This window comes from Pseudomonas sp. OV546 (genome assembly GCF_900116845.1).
Lineage (GTDB): Bacteria > Pseudomonadota > Gammaproteobacteria > Pseudomonadales > Pseudomonadaceae > Aquipseudomonas > Aquipseudomonas petroselini.
Map to the genome: position 1 here is coordinate 458,807 of NZ_FPCE01000001.1, position 14,873 is coordinate 473,679.

The window sequence follows — 14,873 nt, forward strand, 5'->3', positions numbered from 1 at the left end:
ATAAAGAATGCTCGCACGCCTCATTTGATATGAACTCCAGTATGGCTGCCGGAGGCAAACAGACTAATGATTAACCCGCGCAGCCAGGTTATCCCGGCATCCGATAGGAAACGGCTATGGCAATAAAGTCCCACCGAGATGGCTGGCAATTCGATGGGCAGACTCAGCAGCCGATAGCGCTGGTCGTGGTTTAGCTGCATGGCAATGGCACGCGGCAGAATCAATGCCAGATCAGTGTTGGCAACGATTTTCGGGGCAATCGTGAAGTTAGGCACTTTCAGAGCGATTTCGCGCGCAATGCCGGCCTTTCCGAATGCTGCATCGGCGGTTACGCCATGGCCGGTAATATTGCTCGAAACGTCAACATAGCGCAGGGCGAGTATGTCCTGAACGCTCAATTCATCTTCCTGAAAAGGATGGCCGTCGCGCAACAGACAAATGAATTCGTCGTCTAGCAAGTTTTCGTGGATGCACTCTTCACCAAGTTCTACCAGATAGCCTATCGCGATATCTACATCACCTTTGCGCAATGCCATAGCCAGTTGCTCTATAGGCATTTGACGCACATCCAGGCGTACTTTCGGCGCCTCGCGCGCTAGCACTTCCATCACCGTCGGTAGCACATAAAGTTGCGACATATCCGACATGGAGATGCGAAAAGTACGATCCGCTGTTTTCGGTTCAAAGTTCGAAAACATCATTAATGCGCTTTGAATAATAATCAGCGCATGTTCAATGGGTCCGTGCAGGCGAATAGCTGCGTCAGTCGGCTCCATCGACGTTGCTGTTCGTACGAACAGCGGATCGTCAAACACATCGCGTAGTCGACGCAGTGCGTGACTGACGGCGGGCTGGCTGAGGTGTAGGCGTTCGGCCGCGATTGTCAGGCTGCGGTGTTCCCAAATAGCCACAAAAGTCCTGAGAAGATTCAGATCGATCGTGGCCATGTTGATGTGCGTCATTTATTTACCACGAGCCTTACGCGTGATGCTGGAAAAGACGCCGTCGCGGTATATCCAAGCATGTATCAGCGCTGCGCAAAGATGTCCTAACACAAGCAGAAACAGAGCCCAGGCGAATAACCCATGTGCGGCCCGAAACCAAGCGTAAAGCGCGGAGCTGACAGGAGCAATGGGTGGAAGGTTCCAGCCCGCGAACATGGTGACAGGCCAATTTCCGGCAGAGAGCGTCGCCCAACCGAGCAGTGGCAGGCAGAGCATCAGCAAGTAGAGCAATAGATGCGAAACATGCGCCGCCATTGCCTGCCAGTACGGTACGCTGGCAGGCAATGGCGGCGTGGTGCTTAAAAGCCGATTGCCTAGACGCAGGATAGCCAAAAGAAGAATGGCGATTCCCAGAGGCCTATGAAGATCAATGAGCCAGGGACGCAGGCTCAGAGAAGCCATCATGCCTACACCTATAAATAGCATAGCCAGGATAAGGACAGCCATGAGCCAATGGAGAAGCCGTGCCGCGAAGTTGAAACTTTGCACACCGGTGTGCTTCTGCTGGGTATGCATTATTTGATTTCCTTTTTGCCAACCGCGTCAGTGGCTTTACCAAAACCGATTTCTCGTAATCGGGCGTTATAGGACTGGGAGTAAATACCCGCACGGGCTGCAAGCACCGGATCGTCTGAAAGCGCTATTCCTGAAGGTACAAGCGTCGGGTCAAAGTTAATGTCACGACATGCCCCATGAGTTTGCTCTACCACCTGGTTGACCTCTAACGTCCCAGCGATTACCTCCTTGCGGTTGCTCGGCCATGGTTGAGAAGGGTCGTTCACCGGATCTCCCGCCTCGGCCAGTTGGAATACCAGATCCCAGTACAAGGGTGCTACACCCACACGCTGAGTTATTTCATTAAACAGGAAGTCATGACTGGCTTGCGCATGAGCCTCTTTGCTCAACATCTCTACCGCCGCATGAGGGCGCATGGACCAGCGCACAGGTTGACGTTTTCCATCCGCTGCAATGAGTACGAAGGCGTTGATGGAATTATATTCGGTTCCTGCAAAACTGGCCGGCCAAGTCGCGTTCGCTTCTCGCTCTACAGACTTGCGAGCCTCTGGATATTTTTGAAAAAACGCGGCCACCTTGTCCGGGGCTGGTTGTCCAGTGGCAGCCACCGGTTCAAAGGCCTCGACCTGCGCCAGGAAACCCTCGGCATCCCGAGTCGCGAAGTAGGGTTCGTTGTTGAGCTTCATTCGCCACTGTGACTTGTCGTCGCCTACCAGCATGAGTGCCATGCTGACGGTCGCCGTCGAATTGTCCGCCGCATGCGGGTCTACGGTGCCGATTGAAAAACGCCCGACGGCGGGGATGTTGGCCGGTAGAAAAATACGTGAGGTCGACAGAGGGACGGCCTCGCCGCTCGCATGAAAAGTCCCACTGAAACACATACCCTTACCGTGGGCCCGTCGATAGCCTGGTGGAAAATTATCTAGGGAGTCACCCAGAAACTCTTTTGTGGTAACGCCGGTGCCTAAGAATCCTCCTGCCCAGGCAAAAGCCAGCACAAGAGCAGTCGCGATACTGAATATGCCCAACAACGGCACTCGATATTTCCATAAACCCTGAAGGTTATTCTTAAGCATAAAATTCTCAGCTGCACGTTGTCAGGCAGCGCTGGATTGAAACTGCCGAATGGCTAGCGCCAACACTAACCGGCGCAAAGCAGTAGTCATGTGTAAGACAGGGGGATTTGAACCGCCGATACGGCAAGAAAAAATCCCGGTGGGCTCAATGGGTTTGCTTGAGCGGCAACGCATGACAATCCCTGCGCCATAGCCTGTGTGTCATTACATTGCTGAGGACGGCCAAGGCAAATGACGCCGGCGATGCACCGCTTTTGACGTTATATGTCCAGCACCAATCGTGGAGATTTTGATCGTGAACAGCATACCAATATCGTATCGTTCGCCGCTTTTTCATCAGCAGTGAGATACACATCGCGATGGTCTGGTTCACCCTCTAAAACATCACAGAGGCATGTGCCACAAACACCCTGCTCGCAGGATATTTCGATATCAATACCTACTTCAGCCAGTGCTTGATAAATGGTCTGCCCGGTCATGACATTGACGGTTTTACCGCTGCGCGCCGCCACAACCTCAAAACCAGACCCATTGGTATCAATGTCGGCCTGAAAGTATTCGCGGTGAATGTGTGCATCAGGGTAGCCGAGTTCGAGAGCATTATTGATAACCCACTTCATAAAACCTCCCGGTCCACATGTATAGATGTGAGCCGTGTCCTGGCTGCCTCCTAATACGCGTTTGAGGTCCAGTTGGCTTTCAGGTTCATCGTCGAAGTGCAGCTGGACAGCTTGGGAAAATCCGGAGAGCTCCAACTCTTCAAGAAACGCACTTCGGCTACGTGAGCGTGCGCAATAATGCATTTCAAACGCCTTGCCCCTGGCTTCAAGCGCATAGGCCATGGCCAGCATCGGTGTGATGCCAATACCCCCTCCGAGCAGGATTGAACGTTCGGCATTCAAGTCCAGCGGGAAATGGTTACGAGGCAGGCTTATGTTTACCTTTACGCCTTCAAGTAATTCCTGATGGACTGCAATGGACCCACCCCTGGATTGAGGATCTCTCAATACCCCAAGGCGATAAATGCCTGCGTCAGCGGGATCGCCGCACAACGAATATTGGCGGATCACATTTGAGGGTAGGTGCACATCAATATGGGCACCGGCCTCAAAGGTCGGTAAATTGCCGCGGTCTGCCCGCGCCAGCTCGATGACGACCACATCATCACCTTGCAGCACTCGTTTAAGCACGACTACGTTTAGGAGTTCATTCATCGGGTAATACCTGTACGCACGCGGGAAGACAATTCATATTGATGTTTTAAAAAAGGTCGCCAATCTTCATTCAGCCTGATCAAAAACACGCATAACACCGGCCTTGAGTGACGTATGGGCGAGTAAGCCTTCTTCACCCAATTCATGACCTGCGCCTGAATCCTTCATGCCGCCGAAGGGGAGACTGAGATCCAGCACATTGTGGTTATTGATCCAGATAGTGCCTGCTTTCACGCCGCCGAAGAAGCTCGTGATCCGATCAACGTTTTTGGTCCAGATACTGGCCCCCAAACCAAATGAGGTCGCATTGGCGCGCTGGATAACCTCACGGTCGTCCTTGAAGGAAAAGGCTGTTAGCACCGGCCCAAAAATCTCCTTTTGGGATGTGATGCTGTTGTTTGTAAGGTCGGTCAAAATGGTAGGCTGAATATAAGCGCCAGGGCTGTTGATCGTTTCGCCCCCACACAGTAATTCTGCACCGGACTCAAGGCCCTGGTGGATCATGCTCATCACCTTGTCGCGGTGGGCGTGATGAACGAGTGGACCCATCTGCGAACTTAAATCCAGACCCGGGCCAATTTTGATGGTCCGTGCGATTTCAGCGACTCCAGCAGTGACTTCGGCGTAGTGGCGTTCGTGGACGTACAGCCGAGAACCTGCGCAGCAGTTTTGACCATGATTGCCGAAAATAGCCCAGGCAGCGCCGGGAATAGCGATGTTCAGATCGGCATCTTCGGCGATGACGACCGGTGACTTACCGCCGAGTTCAAGCGTGTATTTTTTCATCAGGGGCGCTGCTATTGCGGCGATTCGTTTCCCTGTCTCAGTCGAGCCTGTAAAACTTATCTTGTCCACGCCAGGGTGCTCAACAAGCGCCGCACCTACTTCATGACCTAGGCCGGTAATGACATTGACAACTCCAGGTGGAATGCCAGCTTCATTACACAGCTCCGCCAGGCGCAAAGTAGTGAACGGGGTTTGCTCAGCGGGCTTGAGAACAATAGTGCACCCTGTTGCAAGAACAGGTGCCAATTTCCAGACCGCTTGGCAAAGCGGAACGTTCCACGGGGTAATTGCTGCGACGACACCCAGTGGCGATCGTTTTGTGAAACCAAAGAATTTTTGATCCGGCAGGTAAGGAACGGACAGATCCAGGGTTTTTCCAGAGATTTTGGTGGACCACCCGGCCATATAACGCAGCGTATAAACCGACAGGTCCGCATCGAATGCGCGAGTGTTTCGAATAAGGCGGCCACTGCTGAGCGTCTCGAGTTCAGAAAGCTCCTGAGCATTTTCCGCAATCAAATCAGCGAGCCGCAGCATCAAAGCTTCACGTTGATAGGGTCTCATTCTGGACCAGGCGCTGTCTTCAAATGCCTTGCGTGCAGCGGCCACTGCCAGGTCGACGTCAAATTGGTCTGCCTGTGCGATTTGACCTAATTCAAGACCGTTACTAGGATCGGCGATAGAAAAGTATTTTTCTGAATGCGGGTCCCTGAACTCACCATTAATGAAGATTTGGGTACGTTTGCCGATCCTGGATTTAGCCCCAGAGGTGAGGTGTTCGTAGTTATTTGCCAATGTCATGATCGAATGCCCATTGTTATTGTTTCAGGGGCCGCTATCGTACTAGCGGAATATAAAGGAAATTAATATCCCGCACCGTTACGAGTTGGACAATGACAGCAGAGGTACCTATTGTTGCCCTTGCTGCAACAAAGGCGAATCATCCAGGTGGTGCGTCCAATGTCTCACTTGCGTGTAGGGCGGATTGGTTTTTGCTGATCGTGCCCTAGGTCGTGGACCATGACTGCACTAAGCTGAGACGATGACGATATCGGGTAAAACAGTAGTTCATCTGACCGGGCAGGTATATCTGGCCTGTATGGAATACAAGCAAGTATGGTCTTTAAGGCGAATTAAGAGTGTTGTATAATTTCTGCAAAATTTTTAGGTAAAAAGGAAATTCTCAATGAGGGTTGCTAAAAACAATCAAAAGACTGAAGAGAAACGTACGGCTATTTTGGTCGAGGCAAGGATGGTATTTCTCGACTCGGGAAATGCTGGATTCAGTATGAGAAGCGTGGCTAAAAAAGTCGATATGTCGCTGAGTCATCTTCAATATTTTTTTCCGACCAAAGATCAACTATTTTTGGAGATGGTCAGGTATACCGTAAATGACTATCTGAAAAATTATAAACTCATCATGATGGAGTCCTATAATAGTCCCGAACAACAGATGTGTGCTGTGTTGGATTATTTGTTTAGCGATCTCATGCGACTGGATGTTACAGCTATCTTCGTCGAGCTCTGGGGGATGGCACTCCGGGATGTAGAGGCGCGCCTTTTTCAGCGTAAACTGTACAGAGTCAATAGGCGAAAATTTTCGACAATTCTTACCAGGGTTTACCCTGATGCATCGCGTGAGACCATCAAGCGGGTCGCAACCCAGGTGCTGTTACACATCGATGGCATTATGGTGCTTTACATGGTGGATTGGCCGGATGCGCAGAATTATGAGCGAATAGTTCAAGACGCTAAATCCATCATATGGAGAATCATGGAAAATATCGCTCAGAAAAAAGAGGCTAGTCAACTGCCGTAGCTATGGCATTTTTCCGAACCAAGAAAATCTTATTGGGATTTCTGCTGGTGCAGTCACGAATGCGCCGAATCTGTGCGTTTATCGCCATTGCCAAGTAATGCACCAAATCACGCGAAAGAGGGGACAGCTTCCTGGATTGGCGCGAAATAATTTGTACTTGTGTTACATTCAATGCGTGATAATCGATAGGAATAGCTTTTAATGTGCCGTTGCATAACTCATCAATGACGGGAAAGTCACTGAGTATTGTCGAGGCTATGCCATTGCGCGTGAGGTCCAACATTATCTTCAGTGAGTTTGAAGTAATGTAAGGCTGGAAGTGAGCGCTGCTTTCACTTTGCAACTGATCAATAATTCCTCTGATCCGGTACTCAGGCGGGGGTAGAACAATATCTTCGTCAGCCAGGTCTTGAAGACTGAGTATCGATCTGCCCGCCAGCGGATGGTCGGGGTGGACAATAGCTCTCATGGGTTGATCGAAAGAATGGAGCCTATTGATGTTGGTGGTCTTGGTAGGGGAAAACACCAATCCTATGTCTGCTTCGTCTTCAGCGACCATTCGCTCAACTTCGTGAGAGGGCGCAATCAACAGCTCAGTGTGCGATTGTCGGTTAGCTTTGAAAAATTGATAAAGCTCACCTATGGCCTGAGTACTAAGTAGTCCTTCGCCCACCGCAATGCTGGTTCTATTTAAATATCCTTCTTTGAGTTGGCCGAGTTTTTTCAAAAGTTGATTGTGATGGCCCATACGCTCAACATAATAATCAACTGCAGCCTGACCTGCGGCGGTCAGGCAGATCCTGTGAGTGCCTTCTTGTATGAGCTGAATACCTAGATCGGACTCCAGTTTCGCAATCTGGCGACTGATGGAGGAGACGGCGAGCTCCAGCTCTTCGGCCGCCGCGCGCATGGTTCCCAGTCTGGAGCTCAAATACAGATACTTGAAGCGTTGATCTTGAAGCTCAGTTTGGGAATTCATCATGGGTGCCTCGCACGGTTCGCATCATCAAGTTTTTTATTATGTTGATGAATCTATGCTAGTGAATGCCGGGAAGCAATACTGTGGGCTAGTTTTTTTGGTCAGTGACCTACAATATTTTTATAGCTTTTTGATCTAAGAAGGTTTTTCTGTCTGCGCCGAAATTTGCGGTTCTAGGTTGCATAGTTAGCTTTCTATAGGACTCTTGATTGCTGAGGTACCCCTGATTTTCTGGCTTGATCAGCTGTGCTGGCGCTTGAGGTGATACGGTGCGGGATTAACTATGGGGGTGTCGCCAGTGACGAGATCAGCGACCAGTTGTCCGGCTGCTGGAGAGGTGCCAAAACCATGCCCTGAGAATCCGGAAGCAAGCGTCAAACCCGGAATTTTATCTACGGGGGATATCACTGGGAGGCCGTCCGGCGTTACATCGATCATGCCAGCCCATTCGAGTTCTATGGTGGCTTTTTTAAAAGCGGGCCAAGCTTCAGTGAGATTGCGTAATGCAGCCCGATTCAGTCCGTGATTGACGTTTGGGTCTATTGTCCGTCTCTGCTCGAAAGCAGAGGTACCTTGGTCAGAACTGCGTCGCGACAGGGCCAGTTCTGTCATGAACTCTCGTCCCAGGGAAAGATTCATGTTTTTCCATTGAGAACGCAGTGTGGAAAAGTAGTGATGCCCGATCAGCAAGCTGTCAGGTACGATCGGCACCATGAAAGCTCCCCGGTTCGTAATGATGTATCCGCCGTCCTGGTGTTTGCGAAAAGAGATATCTGGAGTGCCTACTGCGACTTCAGTCATTCCCTCTATCGTCAGAGGAGCCGTTCGAAGGACTGAGGCGACTACCGGTAACGTCAAGAGGGGAACACCGCAGGTAGCCAGAAAGCGTCTCGACCACATGCCGCCGGAAAGGATTACGTTATCGCAACGCACTTCCCCCCGCTCGGTTACAACACCGCTTACTCTGCCTGCCGACATGGATAGCGTTCGCACCGCGCAGTTCTCCACGATGATAACGCCTTTAGCGATAGCCGCCCGTGCGATGGCACTGCTGGCAAGAGTAGGTTCTGCTCGGCCATCAGAGGCTGTATAAATTCCGCCTGCCCAATCGACGGTGCACCCTGGAGAAATATCAGCGATTTCTCTCGCCGTGACCAGGCGTGAGTCGAGCGAGGCATCAGCGACTGAGTTCAACCATTCTTGATGTGAAGCCATTTCCCCGGCTGAGCTGGCGGTATACAAAATACCGGTCTGTCTGTAGCCAACATCGGCATTGAGCCGTTGTGCCATGGTGCTCCATAGTTTTTCTGCGGCGATTGAAAGAGGGAGGTCCAGTTTGGCCCGCCCCATTTTCCTGATCCACCCCAGATTTCGGGAGGATTGTTCGCCAGCAATTCGGCCCTTTTCAAGTACTGTGACGGGGATGCCACGTTCTGCCAGCGACAATGCCGCAGTGAGTCCGATAATGCCCCCTCCGATCACCACCACTGTCGTGGCGGCAGGAAGAACGACAGAGGTCTGAACGGGAGAGATAGAGGGGGCCAAGTTTCTTGTCCTTGATACTGTATACGTTATCGAAAGTGCACTGAATCGCTACGCCCTGAGGCTGCTAAGTGTCACGTATTGTTATGAGTAATCGTGATTTCTTTGACATTGGCCTTTGAGACCCCGCGATAGGCGGTGACTTCAATTTCAACTTTGTATATCTCAGATCCCAGAGGAGGGCTGGTCAGCGTCAGCGTTGGATTAATACCGCGCATTTTTTCTGCGTATGTAGCCATTACGATATCTATGTCCTTCGCAAACGGTATGAACACGCGCGCGGCAACGATATCGCCAAGCGAAGCGTCAACGGCCGAAAGGGCATGTTCTATATTGGCCAAGACTTGAAGGGTCTGCTCAGCCGGGTCTTCGGGCATTTCCTTTGTGGCGGGATTGCGGCCGGCGGTATTGGATACGAAAATCAGATCGCCGACGGCGATGAGGCGCGAATAGCTACCCAGCTCCTCAAACTTGGATCCGGTTTTAACTTTAATAACGTCGATAACTTCTTTCATGTGGAGTGTCCGATATTCAATGAAAACTCAGAAGGCGCGGTGGCCGTGCGGGATCAACTTAGCGTTGGGGTTTCCCAGAGATTAAGTTTGACGCCTATGCCTTTTTCGCAGGCGTTGCGATAAATCACGGTGCCCCACGCAACGTCTTCTACCGGCATACCGCCGACCGACATGATGATGATTTCATCGTCGTTTTTGCGTCCAGGTGCTTCACCGACAACAATCTTGCCCAGATCCTCGAGCTGGTCAGGTGACATTTTTCCTTCGTCTATCAGATCCAGGAATTGGATGCCCACTACTGGCACGATGTTGTGCACTGGCTTGGGATTTTCTTCATGCCATGCCTGGTAGAGAGAAGGATTGTCCAGAACCTTGCGGATGTCGGGTGACTGCATGCCTTCATCGATACTCGTCAAGGCGGGCATGGACAGAAACGTACCAGGGCTTACCCATTCACGCTTCACCACAGGGTAGGCAGAGGCATCACCAATTGCTCCGGAATTGCAGAATGTGACGATGTCACAGTCGCGTACCACAGCTTCGTTGGTGTCAACCACATGAATGTTGACAATCTGCGGAAAAGTCTCACGAACCCACGATGTAAACGCATCGATATTTTTTTGGCCGCGTCCCTTGACTTTAACTGTGTCAATCTCAGGACATTCGGCAACGAATGCCGAAAGTGAGGTCTTCGCCATCACACCTGGACCCAGGATGCCAACCACCTTCGAATTCTTTTTGGCCAGATGGCGGGCGCCTACGCCAGGCACGGCGCCTGTTCGATAAGCAGAAAGAAGATTCGCTGACATGATTGCCAGAGGAGCGCCCGTATCGGCATCGTTGAGTACGAACAGAAGGATGGAGCGGGGGAGGCCCTTCTCTCTATTCGCGATGTTGGATCCGTACCATTTCATCCCGGCTGTTCGAAATTGACCGCCAAGGTACGCAGGCATCGCCATGAAGCGTCGATCGGGGGTGGGTTTGGGCATGTCCGGAAAAGGTGAGTCTTCGGGAAATACCACCACAGATCCGTGGGAATTGTTATTGGGACCTGCCATCCGGTAGTCGCCGTGGTACATCAGGGAAAACATTTCTTCCATCGTGTCAACGCAGGCTGCCATATTGGTGACGCCCGCCTGAATCATGTCCGGTTCGGAGAGGTAAATGAAATCAATATTTGGTAAGTTGTGCATAGTCGTTGATGCTCATTTTGAAATACTGCTCTTGCCGCTGATACGAACCTTTCTCAGCGGGGACGTGATCTGACCGGTTGGGCTCTAACCTTCAACGCCGTTGTCATTCTGAATCGAACGGTCCAAATCGCAGGGCCTTCGAATAATCGGGTGAGCCATGACGGTTATGCGCTTTTTTCGGCGCTTAACTGCTCCAAATCCGCCTTGGAGCATTCGGCATGAGTTCTGGCGCTCAAGCTAAACTAGGTAACAGACCACGCTTATCCTACAGTTCGTTTTTTTGAACTCGATGACATTCGAGGCGACACTTGTTGTGGTAATGACAACGCTTGCGCTAGCAGGGTATAGCGGCTATTCCGGTCAAGCTCCGATCAACATCATTGCCTAAAAAGCAACATGATCCCTGGTTGCTGTGATTGTGGCCCGATTTCTATGTCAGTAATTTCCTTGTCTTGTTTTTGCAGATTCGACAGGAGCCTTTTCATGATTTCCCCCATTTCTGACATTTCCCTGCTGGAAGAGCGTATTCGGGTACTTGAGGCCGAATCTGCGGTTCGCCATTTACTGAATCGGTATATGTTTTTGTGCGACGTTCCCGGGCCTGAAACACGTGAAAGCGAGCTGGGCCAATTGTTCTGCCAGGACGCAGTTTGGCAGGGGGTCGGATCTCGGTATGCCCTTAAGTTTGGTCGTGTACGCGGACGCAAAGCGATAGTGGAGATGCTCATGAGTTACCTGCCACCGGCTCCGCACTTTCTGTCAAATATGCACTTTCTTTCCGGTGAGCAGATATCTGTCGATGGTTTTCAAGCCAAAGGCCGATGGGTAATGCAGCAACTCAGTCGCTACGAGTCTGGCCAATCAGGATCAATTGTCGCCGCCCTCAGCGTGGAATTTCTCTGGGAGGCAGACGCCTGGCGCATCTCCTCTTTTTCAACTGAACGCGTTGATGCCTTTCGTCTCGAGAATGTCCAGGGGGCGTCACTGTGATCCCGCTGGTCATTGAAGGTTGCATCGGGGGGCCAGGTCGGACGGTCGCCATCAAGGATTCTTTGGATGTGGCAGGTTGGCCAACACGGTGTGGGAGTCGTGCTTTCGAACACGCCCCGCCAGCCCAAAACCATGCAACTGTTGTGAAGGCGCTTCTCGACGAAGGTTGGCAAATCATTGGCAAGACTGTGCTGCATGAGCTGGCTTTCGGTGTGACCGGTATCAACGAGTGGGCTGGAACGCCAATTAATCCACAGGCACCGGATCGGATACCTGGTGGCTCTTCCAGTGGCTCAGCGGTCATCGTTGCTCAGGGAAATGTGGATGTGGCATTGGGTACTGATACAGGAGGTTCTGTGCGCATGCCGGCTGCCTGCTGTGGGGTCTTGGGTCTCAAGCCATCGTTCGGTCGTTTGAGTCGTCACGGTGTGTATCCGGCTTCCAGTTCTCTTGATGTTGTAGGACCCATGGCTCGTGATCTCGAGACGCTCGTGGCTGCGATGACTTCAATGGACTCAACTTTCTCGGCGCATAAGCCTCTCGGGAAATTCCGGGTAGGTTTAGTCAATGTCTCTTGCGATCCTGCGATTGAGCAAGCCATACGGGACGAGATGAATCGTCGCGGCTGGGCCTGGGAAGTCGTCACGCTGCCGCTTCTTGATCAGGCATTCGAAGCTGCATTGACCGTCATTAATGCTGAAACGTGGGCTGCCTATGGTCATTACACCGGCCAGGCTTTACTGGGTGCCGATATTGAGGCGAGGTTACTGCGTGCGGCCAACACTGATGCCGTAGCCGTACAAGCTGCGCATGCGGTGCGCATGGCATTCAGCGAACAAGTAGACCATTTGCTGGAACGCTTCGATACACTCGTCCTTCCGAGTTTGCCTCGTCTGCCACCGCTATTGGTTGATGTATGCAAGGGTGAATCGGTGATCGATCTGACGCGCTTCCTCAGGCCGTTCAACTTGAGCGGGCACCCGGCATTGAGTGTGCCAATTTCCTATCCGGGTTCCTCCATTAAAACCAGCCTGCAACTCATCGGGGCAAAGGGTGACGACGCACGTCTGTGTGCCATTGCTGGCGCGTTCCTTTGAATAAATCAGCGTTCGTCATCGAGCGCAGCAAGCACGCGGGTCAGGCGGTGCAATCAGCAGGCGGTGCAAGCAAAAAGTGACTCAGTTCCTTCTCGGGCGACCAAGGACCTGATCAGGGATGTCACTCAAAAGGTTGCAGCGTTGCAATCTGTACAACGAATGTCGCTTACGGTGTCATCGTTTTCGCGACGAAGTACTGCAAGGATACCGGTAGGCCGTATACCCCTATGAAGCCGGCTACGTGTGATGCGCAATCTACGTCGCGCCGACAATTAGAAGGATACGCTTGAACCAGATTCAATCCGCTTGCCAAGGCCAGGAATATACACTGCACATTGATGCCTCGTTGAATAGGCGTCATGAATCGTGTCATCGAAGACAAGTGATTGGTTTGAGTTTCTGAGTACACGCCTTTTGGCAAGATAAGAGTTTGATGAACTCGGCAACGAGTGAAGGGCGATATAAAGAATGGCCAGGCTGCGGTTTTCAGGGGCAGCGGGCAGGTATCGTTTGCGCTTGAGGAGCGCTCGCGTTGGTCCGCAAGGACGCTGCTGCATCGATTTATTTCCGTTATTCATAAAATAATTAGAGTGGAGAATTGGGATGACAGAGCTATCCGAGCCCCTATCTGCAGATGTGCCTGCAGGCGGCCAGCAATTAGAAGGTAATCTAAGTGCTTATAAAATCGCGTTATTGGTGATTGCAGCCGCAGGACCGTTAGGGGCCGTTCTTACAGCAGCCCCCATTGCTTTTGAGCACGGTAATGGCGCTGGCCTTGCCGGAGCATTCCTGCTGGCAGGAATTCTGATGATTTTTTTCTCGATAGGGTATGGCGAGTTAATCCGGGCGATCCCGGGGGCCGGCGCATTTTACAAGTACCTCACGGTGATCTTTGGACGGGGCGTAGGCACGGGGGCGGCATGGGTCGCCTTAGCCTCTTATCTGGCGATTACCACGGCGATTGCCGTGGCGTCCGGGTATTACACGAATATGACCATGCAAGGGTTTGGTATTGATATCGGCTGGGCAGCATGGACCGTCTTATACGTGGGGGCGATCTGTTACCTGGGTCGGGCGAATATTGATTTTGCCGCAAAGATCCTCGTGCCTTTGGTGCTTGCAGAGTTCTTTGTGCTTTTTCTACTGGGTATTTCAATATTCTTGGATAAAGGTCTTAACGCCTTCCCGGTTCAAGCCATCTCGGTAGACGCAATAATGCTGCCGGGGCTGGGGGTTGGGCTCATGGTGGCGCTGGCATCATTCCTCGGTGTTGAGTCCGCCGCGCTTTATGCGATGGAAGCCAGGAAGCCAGCAAAAACCATTCCGCATGCCACTCGTTTGGCGGTCGTTTTGGTAGGCGTCGCCTATTTGATCATTATCTGGCTGATCATCGGTGAGGTTGGGTTTGACTCCATCAAGGACGAGGCAGCAATAGCGAAGGGTGGGTTGGTCATTAATTTGTTCACGACTCGTTTGGGTAGCACGATGGCGACAATTGTTTCTCTCATGCTGTGCACCAGCAACTTTTGCTGTTTGTTGTCACTGCATAATGCTGCGACGCGGTATGTTCAAGTTTTGGCCAAAGACAGGCACTTGCCGAATGTTCTTTCACATGTTCATGAAACGAAAAAATCTCCAGCCAATGCAAGTCTGCTTGTGACCGTGCTCGTTGCACTGACCATTATCGTCTCTTCCTCCCTGGGCTATGACGCTTTTGTATTTTTGTTTCCCGTAACGGTGGCATTGTCGACGCTTGGATTGATAGGGCTTCAGACATTTGTCACATTGGGGGTCGTTGTTCACTTCAAAAAAGCCAACGATAAACGGTATTTTAAAACGTTACTCAGCCCACTCATCGCACTGGCTGGGCTTAGTACTGCCGTTTATCTCATCTACGACAATTACGGCATGCTGACGGGCAGTGAATCTGCCTGGGTCAATGGCACTCCATTACTTCTAGTTGTCTTGTTTCTCTACGGGATAATCAAGGGACGCTTCAGGAAAGCCGACTCGTCCGGAATCAAATGATATAGGCCATGCCTACACCACCGTTAAGCTTGATCCAGGTGGGCTGACGCTTGTTGTCTTTAAAACAATAAACCTCTCGCGGTCGGCGGTTGATGAGCTGTGGGTGCGGGCTTA

At 51.6% G+C, this 14,873-nt stretch carries 13 protein-coding genes; 4 read left to right on the top strand and 9 right to left on the bottom strand.

Going from position 1 to position 14,873, the window contains the following annotated elements:
- Positions 1–20 precede the first annotated feature (20 nt).
- From BM403_RS02175 to BM403_RS02195, 5 genes are all read right to left on the bottom strand, one after another.
- Positions 21–962, bottom strand: a complete 942-nt coding sequence (locus BM403_RS02175; protein WP_056858397.1) for a LysR family transcriptional regulator — start codon at positions 960–962, stop codon at positions 21–23.
- Positions 963–1,520 (bottom strand): cytochrome b, encoded by a 558-nt coding sequence (locus BM403_RS02180; protein ID WP_056858398.1) that lies wholly within the window; start codon positions 1,518–1,520, stop codon positions 963–965.
- The gene (locus BM403_RS02185; RefSeq protein ID WP_093541415.1) at positions 1,520–2,596 is read right to left on the bottom strand and encodes a catalase family peroxidase; all 1,077 of its coding nucleotides are present in this window, start codon (positions 2,594–2,596) and stop codon (positions 1,520–1,522) included. The genes BM403_RS02180 and BM403_RS02185 overlap by 1 nt, the downstream gene beginning before the upstream one ends.
- A gap of 260 nt (positions 2,597–2,856) precedes the next feature.
- Entirely contained in the window at positions 2,857–3,810 is a 954-nt protein-coding gene (locus BM403_RS02190) for a PDR/VanB family oxidoreductase (RefSeq protein ID WP_015372132.1), read from the bottom strand.
- Positions 3,811–3,876: 66 nt separating this feature from the next.
- Positions 3,877–5,397, bottom strand: a complete 1,521-nt coding sequence (locus BM403_RS02195; RefSeq protein ID WP_093541417.1) for an aldehyde dehydrogenase family protein — start codon at positions 5,395–5,397, stop codon at positions 3,877–3,879.
- A 385-nt stretch (positions 5,398–5,782) separates the two neighbouring features.
- Here BM403_RS02195 and BM403_RS02200 point away from each other — a divergent pair, with 385 nt between their 5' ends.
- Complete coding sequence (locus BM403_RS02200) at positions 5,783–6,415, top strand: TetR/AcrR family transcriptional regulator (RefSeq protein WP_015372130.1); 633 nt, start codon at positions 5,783–5,785, stop codon at positions 6,413–6,415.
- Here BM403_RS02200 and BM403_RS02205 read toward each other — a convergent pair.
- The 4 genes from BM403_RS02205 to BM403_RS02220 form a co-directional block, all read right to left on the bottom strand.
- Complete coding sequence (locus BM403_RS02205) at positions 6,399–7,397, bottom strand: LysR family transcriptional regulator (RefSeq protein ID WP_236459063.1); 999 nt, start codon at positions 7,395–7,397, stop codon at positions 6,399–6,401. The genes BM403_RS02200 and BM403_RS02205 overlap by 17 nt on opposite strands.
- A gap of 237 nt (positions 7,398–7,634) precedes the next feature.
- Positions 7,635–8,939, bottom strand: a complete 1,305-nt coding sequence (locus BM403_RS02210) for an NAD(P)/FAD-dependent oxidoreductase (RefSeq protein ID WP_056858402.1) — start codon at positions 8,937–8,939, stop codon at positions 7,635–7,637.
- A gap of 71 nt (positions 8,940–9,010) precedes the next feature.
- Entirely contained in the window at positions 9,011–9,451 is a 441-nt protein-coding gene (locus tag BM403_RS02215; protein WP_003232737.1) for a Rid family hydrolase, read from the bottom strand.
- Positions 9,452–9,504: 53 nt separating this feature from the next.
- Complete coding sequence (locus tag BM403_RS02220) at positions 9,505–10,644, bottom strand: ornithine cyclodeaminase family protein (RefSeq protein ID WP_003173918.1); 1,140 nt, start codon at positions 10,642–10,644, stop codon at positions 9,505–9,507.
- Positions 10,645–11,127: 483 nt separating this feature from the next.
- Between BM403_RS02220 and BM403_RS02225 the strand changes: the two genes are divergently transcribed.
- From BM403_RS02225 to BM403_RS02235, 3 genes are all read left to right on the top strand, one after another.
- Positions 11,128–11,634 (top strand): nuclear transport factor 2 family protein, encoded by a 507-nt coding sequence (locus BM403_RS02225; RefSeq protein ID WP_056858403.1) that lies wholly within the window; start codon positions 11,128–11,130, stop codon positions 11,632–11,634.
- A complete protein-coding gene (locus tag BM403_RS02230) occupies positions 11,631–12,731 on the top strand; it encodes an amidase (RefSeq protein ID WP_093541421.1) in 1,101 nt (366 codons plus the stop codon). Before BM403_RS02225 ends, BM403_RS02230 begins: the two co-directional genes overlap by 4 nt.
- Before the next feature lie 603 nt (positions 12,732–13,334).
- A complete protein-coding gene (locus BM403_RS02235; protein ID WP_056858405.1) occupies positions 13,335–14,759 on the top strand; it encodes an APC family permease in 1,425 nt (474 codons plus the stop codon).
- Positions 14,760–14,873 lie beyond the last annotated feature (114 nt).

Excerpts from the sequence above, each read along its gene's own strand:
- BM403_RS02225 (WP_056858403.1), top strand. The coding sequence starts at position 11,128 with ATGATTTCCCCCATTTCTGACATTTCCCTGCTGGAAGAGCGTATTCGG.
- BM403_RS02185 (WP_093541415.1), bottom strand. The coding sequence starts at position 2,596 with ATGCTTAAGAATAACCTTCAGGGTTTATGGAAATATCGAGTGCCGTTG.
- BM403_RS02175 (WP_056858397.1), bottom strand. The coding sequence starts at position 962 with ATGACGCACATCAACATGGCCACGATCGATCTGAATCTTCTCAGGACT.
- BM403_RS02235 (WP_056858405.1), top strand. The coding sequence starts at position 13,335 with ATGACAGAGCTATCCGAGCCCCTATCTGCAGATGTGCCTGCAGGCGGC.
- BM403_RS02190 (WP_015372132.1), bottom strand. The coding sequence starts at position 3,810 with ATGAATGAACTCCTAAACGTAGTCGTGCTTAAACGAGTGCTGCAAGGT.
- BM403_RS02220 (WP_003173918.1), bottom strand. The coding sequence starts at position 10,644 with ATGCACAACTTACCAAATATTGATTTCATTTACCTCTCCGAACCGGAC.
- BM403_RS02180 (WP_056858398.1), bottom strand. The coding sequence starts at position 1,520 with ATGCATACCCAGCAGAAGCACACCGGTGTGCAAAGTTTCAACTTCGCG.
- BM403_RS02195 (WP_093541417.1), bottom strand. The coding sequence starts at position 5,397 with ATGACATTGGCAAATAACTACGAACACCTCACCTCTGGGGCTAAATCC.
- BM403_RS02200 (WP_015372130.1), top strand. The coding sequence starts at position 5,783 with ATGAGGGTTGCTAAAAACAATCAAAAGACTGAAGAGAAACGTACGGCT.
- BM403_RS02205 (WP_236459063.1), bottom strand. The coding sequence starts at position 7,397 with ATGATGAATTCCCAAACTGAGCTTCAAGATCAACGCTTCAAGTATCTG.
- BM403_RS02215 (WP_003232737.1), bottom strand. The coding sequence starts at position 9,451 with ATGAAAGAAGTTATCGACGTTATTAAAGTTAAAACCGGATCCAAGTTT.